We start from the raw sequence: 19,141 nt of genomic DNA, 5'->3' as shown, positions 1-19,141 counted from the left end.
ATGGCTGGCCGCGGGCGCCTGTCGTCCATCGATCTCCTGCCGGAAGAGGCCGAAGACGACATCGTCTGGGCGTGCCAGGAGCTTGCCGCGCGCAAGCGTACCCAGGAGGACATCCGCTTCGAGCTCAACGACCGGCTCGAGGCGAAGGGTCTGGAAGGGATCTCCAAGAGCGCCTTCAACCGCAAGGCCATGCGCCTAGCGGCCGCCCAGCGGCGCATGTCTGAGGCGCGGGCCATGTTCGACGGCCTTGCCTCCCAGTTCACCGCCGAAGACGTCGACGAGAACACCGTGATCCTCGGTGAGTTCATCAAGACGCTCATCGTCGAACTGGTCGACGATCAGTCCGGCACCAAGACACCGAAGCAAGCGATGGAACTGGCTCGCGCATTCCACGCGACAGTCTCCGCCCAGAAGATCTCCACCGATCGGCGGCGCAAGATCGAGGCTGAGTTCGCGGCCAAAGCCAGCAAGGCCGTCGAGGACGCCGGCAAGGCGGCCGGTCTCTCCGCCGACCGAATCGCGCAATTGCGCCGCGAGTTCCTGGGCGTGGCGACATGAGCCAGGAGACCGCAACCCTCGCGCCTGTGCTGTCGCGCGACCCGGATGAGCTGCCAGCGGCGCTTCCCCGCGGTGCGGAGATCCCCGACGACCAGGATCCGTTCGCCGACGGGATATTGATGAGGCACCAGCGGGAGTGGTTGGAAGACCGATCGACGCTGAAGATCGCGGAGAAAGGACGGCGTACCGGGATCACCTATGCCGAAGCGCTCGACGATACGCTGGTCGCGGCCGCCTCTAGGAAGGCCGGCGGCGACAACGTCTTTTACATCGGCGACACGAAGGACAAGGGACGCGAGTTCATCGGCTACGTTGCCCACTTCGCCAAGGTAGTTGCCGGCGACCTGGCGGAGGTCGAAGAGTTCCTGTTCGAGGACGAGCAACCGGACGGGTCCACCAAGTTCATCTCGGCCTATCGGGTGCGGTTCGCCTCCGGCTTCCGTGTCGAGGCGCTGTCCTCCAATCCGGCCAACATCCGCGGTCTGCAGGGGACCGTCGTCATCGACGAGGCCGCCTATCACCGTGACGTCCGCCAGGTCATCGACGCCGTCAACGCCCTCCTGATCTGGGGAGGCAAGGTCCGCGTGATCTCGACCCACAACGGGATGCTGAACCCGTTCAACGAGCTGATCGTCGAGGCGCGGGCCGGCAAGAACAAGTTCAAGGTCCACCACATTCCGTTTCAGACGGCCGTCGACAACGGGCTCTACGAGCGCGTCTGCCTGGTCCGCGGCTGGCCGGTCTCACCCGAAGGCAAGGCCGAATGGCTGGACGACATCCGTGGCGCCTACGGCACCCGTCAATCGGCGATGCGCCAGGAGCTCGACGCGATCCCCTCCGATGCCGAGGGCGCGGCCCTGACCCGTGTGCAGATCGAGCGCGTTGCCGACCGATCGGTGAAGGTCGTTCGATGGCAGCTCGGCGACGATTTCAAAGCGCTTTCGAAGGACATTCGAGAGTCGGTCCAGCGCGACTTCTGCGAACGGGAGCTCCGCCCGGTGCTCGACGCGCTCGATCCGCGCCGTGGTCACGTCTATTCCCAGGACTTCGCGCGATCCGGCGACGTGTCGTCCGCTCGCGTCTTCGAGATGGGCACCGACCTGGTGCGCCGGCTCCGGCTGGTCCTGGAGATGCGCAACATCACCTTCGACCAGCAGCGGGACACGACGTTCTACATCATCGACCGGCTACCCCGCTTCCTCGCCGGAGCATTCGATGCCACGGGTAACGGCGCCTCCCATGCAGAGAGTGCGGCGCTCAAATACGGCGAGTGCATCTTCGAGGTGAAGCTGACCACGCAGTGGTACCAGGAGCACGGCCCCGCCTACATCGAGGCGTTCGCCGACCAGACCGTGACGGTTGCGGCCGACGAGGACGACATCCGCGATCACCAGTCGCTGCAATACGTCAACGGCGTGATCCGGGTGCCGGAGGGCCAGCGGCATAAGGGCCAGGATGGCCAGGACCGCCACGGCGACAACGCGATCGCCGGCATGCTCGGCTGGTTCGCGTCCCGGCAGGAGCATTTCGAATACGGCTATGAGGCGGCGCGCGCCGGCTCCTACCGTCGCGCCAGTGGGCGCGGCGAGCGCCAGGAGCGGACGATCGATCCCGCCCTTCGCGGAGGGCTTTGGTAATGGCGCAGCTGCTCGACCAGTACGGCCAGCCCATCAAGAAGCGCGAGCTGGGCAAGCCGGTCGCCGGACCGACGCTCGGCGGCGTGCGGCCGGTGATCTCGGGCCATCCTGCCGAGGGGCTTACTCCGCGGCGTCTGGCGCGGATCCACAAGGCCGCGGCCGAAGGCGATCCGCTGGCCTATTTCGAGCTCGCCGAGGACATCGAGGAGCGCGACCTCCACTATCTGGGTGTCCTCTCCACCCGCAAGCGCTCGGTCGCGCAGCTGCCGATGACGGTGACACCAGCCTCCGACGATGCCGAGCACAAGAAGCACGCCGAGCTGGTCCAGTCCTGGATCAATGACGAGATCCTGGCGGCCGCGCTCTTCGACATGCTCGACGCGATCGGCAAGGGCTTCTCCGTCATGGAGATCGACTGGCGCTATCACATGGGTCACCTCTGCCCGCGCGAGCTGATCTACCGGCCGCAGCGCTGGTTCATGTTCGACCGCGACGACGGCGAGACCGTGCTCCTTCGGGAGGGCGTCGCCGGCGAGCCGCTTCAGCCGCACCTCTTTGCGGTCCATCGCCACCGGTCGAAGTCCGGCCTGACGGTGCGCTCCGGCCTGGCGCGGGTGGCGTCCTGGGCGTGGATGTACAAATCCTTCACGCTCAAGGACTGGGCGATCTTCACCCAGAACTTCGGCATGCCGATCCGCATCGGCAAGTTCGGGCCGAACGCGTCCGAAGAGGAGAAGGACGTCCTCTGGCGTGCCGTCTCCAACATCGCCGGCGACTGTGCCGCGATCATCCCGGCCTCGATGGTGATCGAATTCGAGGAGGTCGACGCCAAGACGTCGTCGAGCGAGCTCTACGAGAAGCGCGCCGACTGGATGGACCGCCAGGTCTCCAAGGCGGTGCTAGGCCAGACCACCACGACGGACGCGATCTCCGGCGGCCACGCGGTGAGCCAGGAGCACCGGCTCGTCCAGGAGGACATCGAGCGCTCCGACGCGGCGATCGTGTCGGCCACGGTCAATTCGCAGATTGTGCCCAACCTGGTCGCCTTCAATTTCGGGCCGCAGGACCGCTATCCGAAGGTGCGGATCGGCCGGCCCGACGAGGTGCCGCTGGAGCAGTTTGCCACCGCGTTCGACAAGGTTGCGAAGCACGGCGTGACGGCGCCGCTTTCCTACATGCGCGGCCGGCTCGGCATCCCGGAACCGAAGGAAGGCGACGAGCTGGTCGGCGGCCGGCGGGCGGTCTCCATCCCTCCGGGGGATCCCGGCGACGAGCCGGAGACGAAGCCGTCCACCAACGCGGCGCGTCGGCTGCTCGCCTCACGCATGGCCCGGGAGGACCAGGACGCGCTCGTGGATCGGATGACCCGGCGCCTCGAGGAGGAGACCGCCGGCGTGATGGCCGGCCTCGCCGGCGAGATCCGCGCCGTGCTCGAGGAGGCCACCGACATGGCGGATGCGGCCCGCCGGCTGGCCCGGATGAACCTGTCGGCCGACGCGCTTGCCGACGCCCTTGCGCGCGGCATGGCCCTGGCCGAGATCACCGGGCGTGCATCGCTCATCGACGATCTGCAGGGCCGCGAATGACGCGAGGCACACAGAAGCCCCAGGACGCGCGAGCACCGTCCCGTGCACCGAGGGGCGCGATTTTTCCGGCGGACGCATTCTGCCCCGTTTAACACCCCTTTAACGGCGAAGTTTGAGCCATGCCGACCACCGCCTCCGCGCTCGACCTGCCGTTCGACGAGGCGATCAGCTTCTTCCGGCAGAAAACGAGCGTTCCGACGCAGACCTGGACGGACGTTTACGCGGCCGCTCACTCGCACTCGTTCATGGTGGCGGGCGCGGCGACCGACGCGATCGTCGCCGACTTTCGGGCGGAGATCGACAAGGCGCTCGAGCAAGGCACGACGATCGCGGACTTCCGCAAGTCGTTCGACGAGATCGTCGCCAAGCACGGGTGGGACTACAACGGTGGGCGCAATTGGCGCACGCGGGTCATCTTCGACACCAACCTGCGGACCGCCTACTCGGCCGGACGCTACGCCCAGCAGACCCTGCCGGAGACGCTCCAGGCTTTTCCGTTCTGGCAGTACAACCATTCCGGCGCGCTGCATCCCCGCGAGCAGCACCTCGCCTGGGACGGGCTGGTCCTTCGCGCCAACGACAGCTTCTGGCTCACCAACTATCCGCCGAACGGCTGGAAGTGCGGCTGCTTCACCACGCCGGTGAGCGAGGGCGCTCTTCGCCGCCAGGGCAAGGCCGGCCCCGACAAGTCCCCGGACATCGATCCGCACGAGGAGCTCATCGGGGGAGTGCCGCGCCAGGTGCCAGACGGCGTGGATCCGGGCTTCGAGCACAATCCCGGCCGGACGTGGCTGTCGGGCGGCCGGCCCTTCGAGCCGATCGCCTCGGCCGACCAGGTCGCGACCTTCTCGCGGCGCGCGCTTGCCGGCGACCTCCCGGTCGGCACGACGGTGCCGATCGCAGAGGTGCCGCCGGCGGCGGCCGAAGCTCTCGAGCTCGCGGATGGCGCGAGGGCGCGGCTTTCCGTGGAGACGATCCGTTCGCACGCCGGCCGGCGCGAGATCACCGCCCTTGACTATGTCGATGCGGCGCAACGGGTGCTCGAAGCCGGCGACCTCTTCGAAGGACCGCGCGGACGCCTGTCGGGTCTCACGTCGATCGACGGCCGCGATCACGTGGTGGGGTTCAAGAGGACCCGCCTCGGCGAGTTCCTGGTCACCACGGTTCACCGCGCACGCGCCGACCAGGTCACGCGGATCCGGTCCTGGAAGAGGCTCGGGAACTGATCGGGGGTGGGGTGCGCGCCGCGGGGCCCGAAGTAAACCCCGACGATGGCGATCGGAATATGGCTCGGCGCGCGCCCTCAATGTAGGCCCCGGCCGACAAGGGAGCAAGCGAGATGGCCGGAGCCTCGATCTCCATCACGGCCGAAGTCCTGGACGCCGGTGTCCAGCGGGCCTTCACCCGCCTCGTCGGTGTCATGGACAACACCATGCCGCTCATGGCGGCGATCGGCACCGGCGTGGTTGGCTCGACGCATCGTCGCTTCGTCACCCAGACGGCACCCGGTGGCGAGAAGTGGGCGCCGCTCAATCCCGACTACAGGGCGATCAAGAAGAACCGTCGGATCCTGACGGAAAGCGGGCGTCTGAGGGATTCGATCAATTCGCGTCCGGGACGGGACGAGGTGCGCGTCGGAACCAACGTCGTCTACGCGGGCGTCCACCAGGAAGGGGCCACCATCAAGCCGAAGACGGCTTCCCACCTGGTGTTCCGGCTCGCCTCTGGCGTGGTCCTCGCGAAGTCGGTTACGATCCCGGCGCGGCCGTTCCTCGGGATCGACGACGAGGACGAGGCGATGATCGCCGAAACCGTGTACGGCTTCCTGGAGCGGCACCTGCCGCGCAGCAGATAGCTCGGCCGCTGGGCTCGTTGGAAGACGAGCGGGATGCGGGCGGAAAACCGGTTCCCACTTTTCCTCATCCCGCTCCGATCCGCGCCGTTCGTTCGCCCGCCTTGGCGGACTGATATGCCGGCTGCCGCCGCGCCAAGGTCGGCGGCATGGACAAGGCCCTCAACTCGATCGCACGCCCCTTGCCGAATGAGGCGTCCGACTGGCTCCACCTGGTGCCGGCCGGAACGTTCAACGGTGCTGACGGCCGTGGCCCCTTCGTGGTCAAGGACGTCGAGGCGCTGATCGCCGCCTCCATGGCGGACGGCCGCAAGCTCCCGATCGACGAGAACCACTCCATCGAGCTGGTCGGTGCCAAGGGCGGCGCCTCGCCGGCGCGCGGCTGGGTCGTCGAGCTGCAGGCACGAGCGGACGGGATCTGGGGCCGGGTCGAGTGGACCGCGGAAGGGCGCAAGCTCGTCGAGGAGAAAAGCTATGGGTTCCTGAGCCCCGTCTTCCTGCATTCGAAGGGCAAGCCGCACGCCGTCGGCCAGCTCCTCAGTGTCGCGCTCACCAACAGCCCGAACCTGACGCAGCTGAAGGCACTCCACCACAGCAAGGACAGCGAGATGGACAAAGAGCTTCGGAAGGCCCTGGGCCTTCCCGAGGACGCCGACGATGCGGCGGTCCTCGAGGCGGTCAAGACGGCGCATGCCGCCTCGACCGCCCACACCGCCCTCATGGGCCGCCTGGTCGAGGTGGCCGAAGCCGAAGAGGGCGCCACCGCCGACGAGCTGGTGACCTCGCTCCAGTCGAAGGTCGCGGACAAGGGCGACGACGAGGCGGAGGATCTGCGCAAGCAGGTGAAGAGCCTCAACACCCAGCTCACCCAGGTGATGACCACGACGGCCAGGAAAGAGGCCGAAGCGGCGATCGACGTCGCCATCGAGGGCGGTCGCCTGGTTCCGGCGCTGCGCGATCACATGATCGCCCGGCACATGAAGAACCCGGCCGAGGTCGAGGCGGAGCTCAAGGTGATGCCGTCGCTGCGGACCGGCTCGCTTCACGGGTTCAAGCCCTCGGGCGACGGCGACGAGGCCGGCCTCTCCCCCGAGGACACCTCCGTCTGCGCGATGATGGGGCTGGATCCCAAGGCATACGCGGAGACCTCGAAGAAGCTTGAGAGGAGCGCGCTCTGATGGCCGCGACCAAGGATTTGGAGCGCCCGGCGCGATCGGGCGACGCGTACGGCTACCCGGTCACCGCCGGGGTTCGCCACTTCGGCCGGACCATCGTCGCCGTGACGGCGACCCTGGAGTCCGTCCTGCCGGACGACGAGGACGCCGTGGCGATCGTCGGGCTCGCCGAGGAGCAGGTCGACAACCGCGACGGCGCGACCGGCGACCAGCTCGTCCGTGCCGTCCGCGGCGTGCGTCTCTTCCCCGTCACGGCCGCCGGCGCCGACGACATCGGCAAGACGGTCTACGCGGCGGACGACCAGACGCTGCAGCTCACCAATGCCGGCGGCGAGCTTGCCGCCGGGAAGATCCACGGCGTGGACGCCGACGGCGTCTGGGTCGAGTTCTAGGGGGTCCCCATGGACATCAACGCGGCCACGCTGCGCAGCATCTACACCGGCCTTTCCACTGCCTTCAATCAGCGGCTGGAATCGACCGAGACGTTCTACGGAACCGTGGCGATGACCGTGAACTCGGTCACCGCCATGAACGAATACCCGCGCATGGACGACATGCCGGGGATCCGCGAGTGGATCGGCGATCGTGTCATCCACGATCTCTCCGCCCAGAACTACATCATCCGCAACCGCGAGTTCGAAGGCACCGTCGCCATCAAGCGGTCGCAGATCGAGGACGATCAGATCGGGCTCTTCACCCCGGTCTCCGCGCACCTTGGCCAGACGGCGGCGGCGTTCCCGGACGAGCTGGTGTTCCCGCTGCTCAAGGCCGGGGCCACCACGAAGTGCTACGACGGCCAGTACTTCTTCGACACGGATCATCCGGGCTTCGACGAGAACGGCGACGTGACGTCGGTCTCCAACTACCAGGCCGGAGCGAACCCCGCCTGGTACCTGATCGACGACACCCAGGTGCTCAAGCCGATGGTGTTCCAGTCGCGCAAGCTCTTCCAGCTGGTGCCGATGGACAAGGAGACGGACGAGAACGTCTTCTACCGCGGCAAGTTCGTGTGGGGCGTGGACGGCCGCTGCAACGCCGGCTTCGGCCTCTGGCAGCTCGCCTACATGTCGAAGGCCGAACTCACCTCGGAGAACTACGCCGCGGCGCGTGCGGCCATGGGCACCATCCGCCGGCGCAATGGCCAGGTGATCAACATCCGCCCGACCAAACTGCTCGTTCCGCCGAGCCTGGAGACCAAGGCCCGGCAGGTGGTCGAGGCCGCGCTGATCAACGGCGGCGACACCAACATCTGGGCGAAGACCGCCGAGGTGCGCGTCATCCCGCACCTGGCCTGATCCGCTTCCTCCCCAACTTCCCCGCCCGGGCCGACCGGGCGGGGCTTTCCAGAGCCGCTGCGAGAGCGGCTCCGGCAAGCCCATCGGGAGACGCACCATGACCGTTCAGATCCTCTGCCGCTCGCCGGGCATGCGCCGCTGCGGCGTCGAGCATCCCGCCAAGAAGACCTATCCGTCCGGCCGCTGGACGGCCGACGAGCTCGACACGATCCGTGCCGATCCCGCCTTCGAGGTGATCGAGTCCGGAGACGGCGCGGCGGAGCCGGGCGGCAGCGTCCCCCGGAGCGAAGCCGTCCGGGCCGCGGTCGGCACCCTGAAGGAAGACGAGTTCACTCAGGGCGGCCGCCCGAAGGTCGCCGTCCTGGAGCGCAAGCTCGGGTTCAAGCCAACGGCCGACGAGATCGACGCGGCGATGGCCGCCGCCGTGAACGCCGCCGACGCGACGCCGGCCGAGGCCGGAGAGACCGCGTCGCCCGAGGGCGCCTCCCAGAACGACGGGGAGACCGATACGGCCGCCAACTCGGGGGCCTGACAGCTTTCTGCGGAGTGGAGCAGAAGCAGCTCGCCTGGCTCATAACCAGGAGGACGTCGGTGCAAGTCCGGCCTCCGCAACCAGAATGCCCAGAGAGGCCGGTCTGGTACGGCTCGCAAGGCCCCCAGCACCCTTTGGGGATGTCGAGAACGTAGGGGCTCAGCCCGCCGGCCGAAGCTTTTCGAGAGACGCCTCGCATCATCAAGAGGCGTGGAGTGCCGTAGGCACGACAGGGACCGAACGAAGTGTACGCCACCGTCGCCAACATGATCGACCGCTTCGGAGAGCTGGAGATGATCCGGCTTTCCAAGCCCGACGATCGCACGGCCGAGGAGGTCGACGCGGCGAAGATCGAGGTCGCCCTGGCGGACGGTTCGGCGCTGATCGACGACTATCTGCGCAAGCGCTACCAGGTCCCTGTCGCCACGCCGCCGGAGAGCCTGGTCCGGGCCAACTGCGTTCTCGCCCGCTACGACCTTGCCCAGGGCGAGCGCACCGAGCCGACCGAGCAGATGCGCCTGGCCCGCAAGGAAGTCATCGGGTGGCTCGAGGGGCTCGCGAACGGCTCCGTGACGATCGACGCGCCGGCCTCGGGTGCGACGTCCGGCGGCGCCGGCGGCGCGCGCACCTCAGACCGCTGCGGTCCCTTCTCCGACGATAACCTCAGGGGCTGGTGATGGACCTTTCCACCGCCCCGATCCGAACCGTCGAACCGGTGCTGACCGCCCGGCTGCGGCTCGCCTTTCCGGAGAAGACCTTTTCGCTGGAGCGGATACCTTCGGTCCTGACGGTGAAGGAGTTCGAACGGGTGCTGCATCAGCCGCCGTTCCTCGGGCTCGCCTTCATGGGCATCCGGCCCGACCCGAATTCCGGCCGGGAGATCCAGGCCGCCATGCGCTGGCGGCTGATCATCGTGGTCAAGGCAAGCCGGGACTTCCGCACGCGCTTCTCCGGCGACGCCCACGAGATCGGTCTCGACGCCATGACCGACGTGGCCGTGGTGCTCCTGCAGGGCGCATCCCTCGAAGGGATCGGCGCGACCCGCGTCACCAGCGTGGAAGCCGTCTACGCCGAGGGTTGGGGCGACGACGCCACCGTCGTCAACCAGGTCGACTTCGAGGTCGCGTACTCGGCCAGCGCCCGCGCTCTCAAGCTGGTGACCGCCGCCGACTTCGCCGGCCTGGGCGTGACCTGGCTGAACGAAGACAACGCGGACCTCGCAGAGGTGCCGGAGATCACCCAGGAGATCGTGACCGATGTCTGAGAAGACCCTCGTTCCGGCCGAAGGCCGCACGGTGCCGCTGGAAGACGGATCGCCCTGGCCTACGGACGACAAGGGCCGCCCGATCCCGTTCGCGGCCGCGCCGAGCCGCTACGTGCGCCGGCGGGTGAAGGACGGAGACCTGGTCGCCCCGAAGACGGACCAGGCTGAACCCGCCCAGCCGGATCCCGAACCGGTACCGGAAGAGACCACACCGAAGGCCGGCGGCGCCCGGCGGCGCGAGAAGACGGAGAGCTAGATGTTCACCTTCGATGAGATCCCCTTCGACTGGCTCGAGCCCGGCACCTTTCTCGAGGTCAAGCCGAACTATTCGCGCACGGGGCTTCTGCCCTATCCGGTGAAGGCGCACCTCATCGGCCAGAAGCTCGACACCGGCACGCTCGCCCCCGGCCAGCTGGTCGAGGTCGTGCATCCCGACGAGGCGATCGCTCTCTTCGGCGAGGGCTCGATCGGCGCCGAGCAGGTGGCCGCGTTCCGGGCGATCAACAGGACCAGCCCGCTCATGGTCCAGGCGCTCGCCGACGCCGGCGGCGCGGTCAAGGCAACGGGCACGCTCACCTTCGCCGGCGCGGTCGCGGTCTCCACCGTCCTCCGGTTCATGATCGCCGGAAAGCCGATCCGCTTCACCGCCGCCTCGGGCGACGCGGTCGCCGACATGGCCACCAAGCTTGCCGCGGCGATCAACGCCGAGACGTCGCTGACCGTGACGGCCGCGGCGGCTGCGGCCGTCGTGACCGTGACCGCCAGGCACGGCGGCGAGGTCGGCAACGACATCGACCTTCGCGTCGACACGACCGACCAGCCGCTCCCCTCCGGTCTGACGATCACGATCGTCGACATGGCCAACGGCGCCGGCAACCCGGATCTGGAAGACGCGCTCGACATCATCGAGAACGACTGGTTCACCCAGATCGGGCACCCGTGGAACGACGCCACCAACATGGCGGCGTTCGCCGAGGACCTGGCGCGGCGCTACCAGGCGATGTCGAAGCTCGACGCGCACGGCTTCGTCGGCAAGCGCGGAACGTATGGCCAGCTCGGGACCTGGGGCGCGCTGACCAACTCGCCGTTCCTCACCTGCCTCGGGCTGAGCCGTCCGAAGTCCAGCTCGTGGGTGCTGTCGGCCGTCGCCATGGGTCTCGCGACCTTCCACCTGACGAACGATCCGGCACGCCAGCTGAAATCGCTGGCGATGACCGGCTTCGACGGGCCCGACGGGGTCGACCAGTTCACCGAGACCGAGCAGGATCTTCTCCTGCGCAAGGGCATCTCGACCTTCGACCATCTCTCGGACGGCACCACCGTCGTGTCGCGCATGGTCACGACCTACAAGCAGTCGAACCTGGGCGTCGCCGATCGCGCCTGGCTGGACATCATGGTCCCGGCGACCATGAGCCGGATCCGCTACGACTGGGCGGCCTATGTCTCGCTCCAGTATCCGCGCGCCAAGCTCGTGATCGACGAGGAGACGGCCGCGATCACCGAACGCTCCGGTGACAGCGACGACGACGGGGACGACAACTCGGTGGTGACGCCGCGTCGCATGCACGCGAGCTGGGCCGCCCGCTGCCGGCTCTACGCCAAGAAGGTGTGGATCCAGGACGCGGACCGCACGATCAAGAAGAGCCAGTTCGTGATCTCCGAAGACGACGCCAACCGGCTGGAAAGCCGGCAGCACGTGAAGGTGGCCGGCAACCTCATGGTGCTCGCCGGCAGCCTTGAGTTCGAGGTTTAGGGACGGCCTGACCGGCCGGCGCGCGTGCCGCAGTCACGACAGGGAGCTTGAGATATGCAGACGCTCGGCATCATCGACATCGTCTGGCGGGGTCGGCAGATCCCCGTGAAGAAGGGCGCCAAGATCACCATCGGCGGCATCCAGAACACGGTGGTCACGTACGGCCGCAAGGTCGGACGGGCCCAGGAGTTCATGGGCTCGGAGGTCAAGGCGACCTCCAACTTCGAGCGCGGCCAGCGCTGGGGCTCGCTCTGGGATCCGAACGAAGGCGAGCTGCAGGTGGTCTGCGATACCGGCCAGACGTTCGTCATGGGCGACGCCTTCCTGACGGAACGCCCCGAGATCACAGGCGGCGAAGACGGACAGTTCGAGCTGACCTGGGCGGCCTCAGCCCCTGAGGAAATCCTCTCGTAGCCTGAGGGAGGGACCCGAGCGGAAAACCGGTTCCCACTTTTCCTGGTCCCACCCAGGACCTCTTAAGGTCGTTTCGAAACCCGTTTGACGTGAGGCTGCCATGATGAACAAGACGCCCGCCCGCACGCTGGCCCTGGACGAAGACGTGGTCGACGAGGACGCCGAGGCGCCGATCGACGAGGACGCGCGGGTGGCGCTCGCAGAGACCGACGAGGACGTGGTCGACGAGGACGCTGAGCTCGACCCGGCCGACCGCCTGCCGAAGCGCGCCGTGCGCAACTCCGACGGCTCGGTGACGCTGCCGTTGCTCTATCCCCGCACCGTGCGGCGGAAGAAGAACAACCAGATCAGAGAGCAACGCTTCGACAAGCTGGTCTTCCATCGCCTGACCGGCGCCGATCAGCGGGCCATCGCGGCGGCAAGCGACGACATGCAGGCGGTGGTCGCCTTCGCCCGCAGCACCCGCGAGAACCAGGCGGTGATGAACAAGCTCTTCGACGAAATGGACGCCGCCGACATCGCCGCCGGCGGTCAGGTGATGAACAATTTTTTCGCGAGTGGCCGGACGACTGGCAAGCGCAGCTAGGCGTCCTGGCCGAGGCCACGGGCTTCTCGCCGGCTGAGCTGGAGGCCTTCACCGTCTCCGACCTGACGTTCTGGTGGAACGCGCTCATGGCCGGCCGCGAGCTGATGAGGGACGTGGAGTGACATGGCGAACCGCTCGATGGCTCTCGACGTCCTGGTCCGGCTGCGTGACCGCATGTCCGGCCCGATGCGCCGGCTGCAGGGCAACCTGCGCTCGCTGGTGAACGTCGGCCGCCAGATCGGCTTTATCGGCACGGCGATAGCCGCGATCTCCTTCCTCGGTCCGATCCAGCAGGCGGCCGCCTTCGAGCAGCAACTCCTGGACATAGCCGGCACGGCGAACCTGGTCGGCGACGCGGCCTTCGATTTCGCACGGGAGACCAGGCGCCAGTACGAGGATCTCGCGCTCACCGTCGGCCAGACGTCGGACACGATCGCGGCCGGCGCTGGCCAGATGATCGCCGCCGGCGTCAACGAAGGCGTCATCGACCGCAATCTCGGGACGATCGGCAAGGCCGCCACCGCGGCGAGCACCGAGTTCTCCGACATGGCGGCCGTCGCCACGTCGCTCCTCAACATCCTCGACGTGCCCGAGACCGAACTGGAAGGCGCGCTCGCGGGCCTCGTCGTCGGCGGCAAGGAAGGCGCCTTCGAGCTGAAGGACATGGCGCGCTACTTCCCGCAGCTGACCGGCCAGATGAAGAAGTTCGGCATCGTCGGCCGGGAGGCGTCCGACCAGCTGGCGGCGATGCTGCAGGTGGCCCGGATGGGAACGAGCGATCCCGCCCAGGCGGCGACGAACCTGCAGAACTTCCTGTCGAAAGCACTGGCGCCGGTGACCCAGAAGAAGTTCCAGGAGATGGGCGTCGACATCCAGGCAGTGATGCAGGACGCGGCCGCGAAGGGCATCAATCCGATCGAGGCGATGCTCCAGAAGATCGGGACGCTCACCGGCGTCTCCGGGGATGCCATCGGCAAGTACATGGCGATCGCCCAGAAGCGCGGCCTTGAAGGTGGCGAGGCGCTCGAGTTCGTCCGCGAGCAGCTGGAGGCCATCGGGGCGGCCGGCAAGCTGGGCGAGCTGTTCCAGGATCAGCAGGTCCTCGACTTCCTCATCCCGATGATGGCGAACATCGACGAGTACCAGCGGATCAAGGCGGAGGTCGCGGCCGCGACCGGCGCGACGATCGACGCCGACTTCGACACCAAGATGCGGGGGCTCAACGTCCAGCTGGTTCGCTTCCGGGAGATCGGCGTGCAGGCCGTGCGCGATGTCGGATCCGCGTTCGGCGAATGGCTGCCCGGCATCAACGACCAGCTCGAGGCCGGCCTCAGGTGGATGCGCGCCACGGACGAGGCGACCGGGGGGTGGATCAGCAAGGCGCTGGTTGCCGCCGGCGGCGGCATCCTTCTCGCGGGCGCCCTGGGCGCTCTGGGCCTGGCGTTGCCGATCGTCGGAGCGGGCTTCGCCGCGCTCGGCTCCATCGTGGCCATCGCGCTCGGGCCGCTCGGCCTGATCATCGGGCTCATCACCGCCGGCGCGATCCACATGGCCAAGAACTGGGACAAGTACGGTCCCCGGATCCAGCGCGCCTGGGATCGCACCAAGCGGGCCTTCGTCGAAGGCGGTCAGGAGATCCTCCGGCAGGGTCGCGCGCTCGCGGCCCGCTACGAGCCGATGATCCGCGACCGCATCGGCCGCGCCTGGGACTGGGCGAGCGAGCGGGCATCGCGGGCCTGGGCGCGCATGCCGGCGATGGAGGACCTGACCCTCCCGAACCTGCGCGCCTGGTTCGACGACATTGACTGGAGCGCCACCGCCACGGACGCCGGAAAGGCGATCGCCGACGGCATCATCGCCGGGTGGCGGCTGCGGATCGAGGGCATCAACGCCGCCGGCGACATGCTCGCCTGGCTCTCCGACCAGATCGACAAGATCGATGCCGGCGCATTGGGCCAGAGCCTGGCAAGCATGCTCGTGAACGGCTTCAAGGCCGCGACAGATGTGATCGGCGCTGCCCTGTCCGGCGAGGCCGGCGGCATTGGCGGGGCGCTCCTTGACGCGGTCGGCAATGCCATCAAGGGCGGCGGCGAACTGATAGAGTCGGTGATGCGGAAGCTCTTCGACTTCCACGTGGGCTTCTGGTCGACGCTGCTCGGACCCACGATCGAGAACATCAAGGCCGAGTTCGGCAACATCGACCTGATGCAGGCGGGCATCGACGCCATCAACAGCCTGCTCGCTGGAATGAAGCAGCAGTTCGTCGCTCTCCTCGACTGGGTTCGCGACATCCCGGGAAAGATCAGGGGCGCGATCGGTAGCATCGACCTTTTCGGTGGAGCCGGCGGAGGCGGTGGTGGTGCCGGTTGGGGCGCTCCCGCCAACGAGAACACCCCAGCCGAACCGTCGCCCGGCGGTGTCGAGGGGCGCCGCCTGCGCCGTCGCTCCTCACTCGAAACCGGCCGCAAGTTCGCCGCCGTTCCGGCCGCCAAGACCGACGTCTCGGGTACGATCCGTATCGCCGTCGACGGGCCCGGCCGGGTCACCGAGGCGGCATCCTCCAACCGCCAGGTCGCATTCGCCCCCGATCGCGGCCGCGCCGTGAGCCGCGCATGATCCTCGATTCCGTCGCCGACCTCCTGCCTGGCCTGATCCCCGGACAGTATCGGGGCGTCGCCTTCGACGTGCCGGACACCCGCACGGAGTTCGGCCGGCGCGTCGCCGAGCACCTGTTCCCCGGCCGGGACGATGCCGAATACGACGATCTCGGGGCACTGCCCGAGGTGGTCTCGGTGGAGGGCGTCATCGTCGGCGACGACTACATCGCCCGCGCGGTGGCGCTCCGTGCCGCTTTCCAGCAGGCCGGGCCCGGCACGCTCTACCATCCCTGGCTCGGCTGGATGCGGGTGATCGTCGATCGGCCGCCCGAGATCACCTTCTCGGCGCGCGAGCTGCGGGTCGCCCGCTTCTTCGCCTACTTCAAGCGGATGCCGGACGGGGCCCAGCCCTCGCGCCTCTCCACGGCGGCAGCCGTCGCCGCCACGGCGGCGCTTCTCACGTCGGCCGCGCTGCTCCTGATCGAGAGTGTCGACCGCCTCACCATCAGCCGCGCCAGCGCCAAAGCCTCGACCCGAACGGGACGCGTGTTCGCAACGACTGTCGGAGAGACGGCGGAGGCCTGGCCCGACGTGCGCCGGGGCTCCGGTACCCGCGCGATCCTGGCGGCCGCCGGATCCGCCAGCCCGGCGACCCCGGCGGCGGTGGCCGACCTGGTCGCGGCGACGACGGCGGCGCTGCGGTCCTCCGTTCCGGCCCTCACCGCCGCGCCGGTGGTGGCGCCGGCCTATTCCGCGCTGCCCGCCGACGAGGGACTGACGCCGAGGCAAGGGCTGGAGTTCACGCTGGGGCTGGCGAGCCGCCTGACCACGGCCGCCGGCGATGCGCCGTCCGCGTCCGACCGGGCCATGCTCCTGGGCTCCGCCGCGGCCGCGATCGCCGAAGCCGGACCGATGCTTGCCCAGGCGGAGTTCGCTACCCGCGAAGAGGCGCGCACCGCCCGTGCGGCGATCGCCACCGAGACGAACCGGACCTCTGCCGCTGCCGACCTTCTGGTCGAGACCATTTTCGCAGGCGTCGTGACTGACGCCAGACTCGAGCTCGAGACCTTCCGGACGGCGGCGATCGCCGACCTCAACGAGGTGATCGGCCGGCTGCCGCAGGTGGTGGCGCTCTCCACGTCCCGACCGGCCGACGCTTTCCAGGTGGCCGCGCATCTCTTCGGCGACACGCCGGCGGCGATCGAGGCCGGCTATGCAGACATCGTGGCCCGCAACCGGCCGCGCCATCCCGCCGCACTGCCGGCCGGGCGGATCGAGGCGGCGCGCTGATGGCCGTGATCTCGCGCGAGCTTGTCCCGGCCACCGAGCCGACCCGGCGCGTGCGCCTGGAGATCGACGGCGCCGGATCCTTCGACAGCTTCGTCTCCGTCGAGATTGTTCGCGACCTGAGGGATTTCTCCGGCTCCTTCACCGTGGTCGCGCGCGACGCGACCCGCTCGATCGCCACCTTTGACTGGGCCTCGCCGCCACCGATTGTCCGGCTGCGGCCCGGGCCGGGAGCTCGGCTCTATATCGACGACGAGCCGGTGCTGACCGGCTGGATCGAGCGGGCGCGCCCGGTCATCGACGAGGTCCGCGCCGAGGTGACGATCTCCGGGCGCGACAAGGCGGGCGACCTGGTCGACTGCGCGGCGGCGCCGTCCGGGCCCGGCGAGTTCCGCCAGGTGAAGCTGGAGGATGCCGCCAAGCGGATCTGCGCGCCCTTCGGTCTCTCGGTCCGCTGCGAGATCGACACCGGCCGGCCCTTCGACCGCTATCCGCTGGAGCTGGCCGAGACGGGGCTCGCGGCGATCGAGAAGGGCGCGCGCCAGCGGCACGCCCTGATGACGTCGGACGGCACAGGTGGCGTCGTGATCACCCGCACGGGCGCCACGCGGGCGCCGGCCGACCTGACGCTCCCCGGCAACATGAAGGGCAGCCTGGCCGAGTACAGCCACGAGGCCCGCTACTCTGTCACGGTGGTGCACGCCCAGGCGGAGCGAGCCGGCGGACGTCGCTCGGGGCGGCCCGCGCCTCTCGATGTGACGGCCGAGCCGCTTTCGATCGGGGACCGCACTGCCGGAGACGGCAGCGCCACGGAACGCGAGCGGTTCGGCACGGCCGTGAAGGGTTCGGCCGAGGATCCCGAGATCACCCGCTACCGGCCGATCGTCCACCTCGCCAAGACACAAGCCGACGCCCAGGCGGCGGCCGACGAAGCCGACTGGCGGATGCGGACGGCCCGCGCCGAGGCGGAGGAGCTCGTGACCTGGGTGCACGGATTCCGGGCCAACGGCAAGCTCTGGAGGATCAACCAGCTCGCCTTCGTCTCCGACGCCTACCAGGGCATCGAGCGTGACCTTCTGATCGCGCGCACCGTCTACCGCTACGACGAGCAGGGCGAGCTGACCGAGATGGCTCTCTCGTCGCCGGAGGCCTTCGACGAGCGCCCCGTCGATCGCCGGCGGACCAACCAGAAGAGCCGCAGCACCGCCAAGGCGAAGCCGGCTCCAAAAGCGCTAGACACCACCGCCTACGAACTCTGAGGAGATCACCATGGATCAGGACACCGCCGGCAAGTTGCGGGGGATGATGCGGCGCTGCACGATCCGCAGCGTCCGCGACGACGGTGAGATGCAGACCTGCTCGGTCGAGGTTGCCGCCGGCGTCTGGCGCGACGAGGTCGAGGTGATCATGCCGTACGGATTCGCCGCTCACGTGCCGCCGGACGGGGCGCTCGGCATCGTGCTCACGATCGGCGGCGACGAAGGCGACCTGATCGTGCTGCCGATCGCCAATCCCTCCAACCGTATGGGCGGTCTCCAGGAGGGCGAGGTCGGGCTCTACAACAAGCACGGGGATAAGCTCGTGCTGACCGCCGGCGGCGACCTCGACATCAAGACGGGCGCGAGCGTCACCGTCACGTCGCCGGCCGGTGTCTCAGTGGAAGGTGATGCGCTGTCGCTGAAGGCCGGCTCGGGGAAGCTGGAATAATGCCGCTGATCGTTCGCCTGGGTGACGGCTCCGACCATGGCGGCGTGGTCTCGTCGGGCGCGGCCGCCTGGGACTGCGAGGGCGAGCCGATCGCCCGCGTTGGGGACATCCTCGAATGCCCTTTACACGGCCCTCAACCGATCGTCGAAGGCTCCTCGAGGTGGACGTGCGAGGGCGCGCCGATTGCCCGGCACGGCGATCACGCCGCCTGCGGCGCAGCGCTCATTTCGGGGGCGGTGAAGTGGGAGTGTGAATAGGGAAACAAAATAGTGGCACGTCGTCACTGGTGAATGGTTCTCCTCGCGCCTTCTGTTGTTCGACCCAACCGTCAAAGGTCATGGCGGCATTCAGGATTGTTGTCCGCAATGGCTCGGGAAATGCGGCAGCTGCCCCGTGGTCGCGAATATCCGCAGCATGTGAGCAATCGAGTAAGTCCCATGCTCTGAAGTCGGGATGGGTTGGAAGCCCGTCTGCCGCCGCTTCGCGCCAGATCCAGAGCTGGGTATGGAAATTTGTGAAGTGCTCGCTCCACTGTTCCGGCTCGAGGTCCCCAACCTTCTTGGCCTCCCGGTTTCGCATGCCCCACCTGGCACGTTCGAAGGTGACTGCAGACGACCTTTCTTCCCTATGGCGACGCTTTTCTTCAAGGAAGAGCAGCCTGGATTGTTGAGCATCCTCGATGAAGTGTTGCCGAGCCTGATTAAGGGCTTCCCGACTTGACCACCAATTCAGCAGCGTGCTGGCTAGGGCAATCGCCGCAGCGACCGCCGCCCAAACTGACGACGAGCCTTCAAAGAATGATTTGACGGCGGCCCATGACAACGTGGGTTCCAGTGCTTGGTTGATCTCCACGATCAGGCGGTGGAGGAACTCCTGAATTTCTCCCATTTCCCACCTC

The 19,141-nt window shown here is 68.2% G+C and carries 21 protein-coding genes and 1 tRNA gene; 21 read left to right on the top strand and 1 reads right to left on the bottom strand.

Annotated elements, in window-relative coordinates:
• The 21 genes from C507_RS0119525 (at position 1) to C507_RS0119425 (ending at position 18,500) form a co-directional block, all read left to right on the top strand.
• A complete protein-coding gene (locus tag C507_RS0119525; protein WP_018701412.1) occupies positions 1-558 on the top strand; it encodes a DUF3486 family protein in 558 nt (185 codons plus the stop codon).
• Entirely contained in the window at positions 555-2,195 is a 1,641-nt protein-coding gene (locus C507_RS0119520; protein WP_018701411.1) for a hypothetical protein, read from the top strand. Before C507_RS0119525 ends, C507_RS0119520 begins: the two co-directional genes overlap by 4 nt.
• The gene (locus tag C507_RS0119515) at positions 2,195-3,781 is read left to right on the top strand and encodes a DUF935 domain-containing protein (protein WP_018701410.1); all 1,587 of its coding nucleotides are present in this window, start codon (positions 2,195-2,197) and stop codon (positions 3,779-3,781) included. The genes C507_RS0119520 and C507_RS0119515 overlap by 1 nt, the downstream gene beginning before the upstream one ends.
• 119 nt (positions 3,782-3,900) lie before the next feature.
• The gene (locus tag C507_RS22615) at positions 3,901-5,007 is read left to right on the top strand and encodes a phage head morphogenesis protein (RefSeq protein ID WP_018701409.1); all 1,107 of its coding nucleotides are present in this window, start codon (positions 3,901-3,903) and stop codon (positions 5,005-5,007) included.
• A gap of 113 nt (positions 5,008-5,120) precedes the next feature.
• Complete coding sequence (locus tag C507_RS0119505) at positions 5,121-5,636, top strand: phage virion morphogenesis protein (protein WP_018701408.1); 516 nt, start codon at positions 5,121-5,123, stop codon at positions 5,634-5,636.
• Between the two features lie 146 nt (positions 5,637-5,782).
• On the top strand, positions 5,783-6,811 hold the full coding sequence (locus C507_RS0119500) for a phage protease (RefSeq protein WP_018701407.1): 1,029 nt from the start codon (positions 5,783-5,785) through the stop codon (positions 6,809-6,811).
• Positions 6,811-7,200 (top strand): hypothetical protein, encoded by a 390-nt coding sequence (locus C507_RS0119495; protein WP_018701406.1) that lies wholly within the window; start codon positions 6,811-6,813, stop codon positions 7,198-7,200. Before C507_RS0119500 ends, C507_RS0119495 begins: the two co-directional genes overlap by 1 nt.
• Before the next feature lie 9 nt (positions 7,201-7,209).
• Complete coding sequence (locus C507_RS0119490; RefSeq protein ID WP_018701405.1) at positions 7,210-8,103, top strand: Mu-like prophage major head subunit gpT family protein; 894 nt, start codon at positions 7,210-7,212, stop codon at positions 8,101-8,103.
• Between the two features lie 97 nt (positions 8,104-8,200).
• Positions 8,201-8,635, top strand: coding sequence for a hypothetical protein (locus tag C507_RS0119485; RefSeq protein ID WP_018701404.1), 435 nt, complete (start codon positions 8,201-8,203; stop codon positions 8,633-8,635).
• 8 nt (positions 8,636-8,643) lie between these two features.
• Positions 8,644-8,718, top strand: a tRNA-Met gene (locus C507_RS0119480).
• A gap of 162 nt (positions 8,719-8,880) precedes the next feature.
• Entirely contained in the window at positions 8,881-9,312 is a 432-nt protein-coding gene (locus C507_RS22150) for a gp436 family protein (protein WP_018701403.1), read from the top strand.
• Positions 9,312-9,899, top strand: a complete 588-nt coding sequence (locus C507_RS0119470; RefSeq protein ID WP_018701402.1) for a hypothetical protein — start codon at positions 9,312-9,314, stop codon at positions 9,897-9,899. The genes C507_RS22150 and C507_RS0119470 overlap by 1 nt, the downstream gene beginning before the upstream one ends.
• Positions 9,892-10,155: a hypothetical protein gene (locus tag C507_RS22145; RefSeq protein ID WP_018701401.1), complete on the top strand. Its 264-nt coding sequence runs from the start codon at positions 9,892-9,894 to the stop codon at positions 10,153-10,155. Before C507_RS0119470 ends, C507_RS22145 begins: the two co-directional genes overlap by 8 nt.
• Positions 10,156-11,652, top strand: coding sequence for a phage tail sheath subtilisin-like domain-containing protein (locus C507_RS0119460; RefSeq protein ID WP_018701400.1), 1,497 nt, complete (start codon positions 10,156-10,158; stop codon positions 11,650-11,652).
• A 54-nt stretch (positions 11,653-11,706) separates the two neighbouring features.
• Positions 11,707-12,066: a phage tail tube protein gene (locus C507_RS0119455; RefSeq protein WP_018701399.1), complete on the top strand. Its 360-nt coding sequence runs from the start codon at positions 11,707-11,709 to the stop codon at positions 12,064-12,066.
• 103 nt (positions 12,067-12,169) lie between these two features.
• Positions 12,170-12,652, top strand: a complete 483-nt coding sequence (locus C507_RS0119450) for a hypothetical protein (protein ID WP_210162157.1) — start codon at positions 12,170-12,172, stop codon at positions 12,650-12,652.
• 123 nt (positions 12,653-12,775) lie between these two features.
• Entirely contained in the window at positions 12,776-15,268 is a 2,493-nt protein-coding gene (locus tag C507_RS0119445) for a phage tail tape measure protein (protein ID WP_018701397.1), read from the top strand.
• A complete protein-coding gene (locus C507_RS0119440) occupies positions 15,265-16,539 on the top strand; it encodes a DNA circularization N-terminal domain-containing protein (RefSeq protein WP_018701396.1) in 1,275 nt (424 codons plus the stop codon). Before C507_RS0119445 ends, C507_RS0119440 begins: the two co-directional genes overlap by 4 nt.
• The gene (locus C507_RS0119435; protein ID WP_018701395.1) at positions 16,539-17,795 is read left to right on the top strand and encodes a phage baseplate assembly protein; all 1,257 of its coding nucleotides are present in this window, start codon (positions 16,539-16,541) and stop codon (positions 17,793-17,795) included. The genes C507_RS0119440 and C507_RS0119435 overlap by 1 nt, the downstream gene beginning before the upstream one ends.
• A 10-nt stretch (positions 17,796-17,805) precedes the next feature.
• Entirely contained in the window at positions 17,806-18,243 is a 438-nt protein-coding gene (locus tag C507_RS0119430; protein ID WP_018701394.1) for a phage baseplate assembly protein, read from the top strand.
• Positions 18,243-18,500: a PAAR domain-containing protein gene (locus C507_RS0119425; protein ID WP_018701393.1), complete on the top strand. Its 258-nt coding sequence runs from the start codon at positions 18,243-18,245 to the stop codon at positions 18,498-18,500. The genes C507_RS0119430 and C507_RS0119425 overlap by 1 nt, the downstream gene beginning before the upstream one ends.
• Here C507_RS0119425 and C507_RS23200 read toward each other — a convergent pair.
• Positions 18,466-19,131 (bottom strand): hypothetical protein, encoded by a 666-nt coding sequence (locus C507_RS23200; protein ID WP_156829400.1) that lies wholly within the window; start codon positions 19,129-19,131, stop codon positions 18,466-18,468. The genes C507_RS0119425 and C507_RS23200 overlap by 35 nt on opposite strands.
• Positions 19,132-19,141: the final 10 nt, after the last annotated feature.

This window comes from Amorphus coralli DSM 19760 (assembly GCF_000374525.1).
Lineage (GTDB): Bacteria > Pseudomonadota > Alphaproteobacteria > Rhizobiales > Amorphaceae > Amorphus > Amorphus coralli.
The sequence above is the reverse complement of the archived record's forward strand: the minus strand, read 5'-3'. Positions and strand labels throughout refer to the sequence as shown.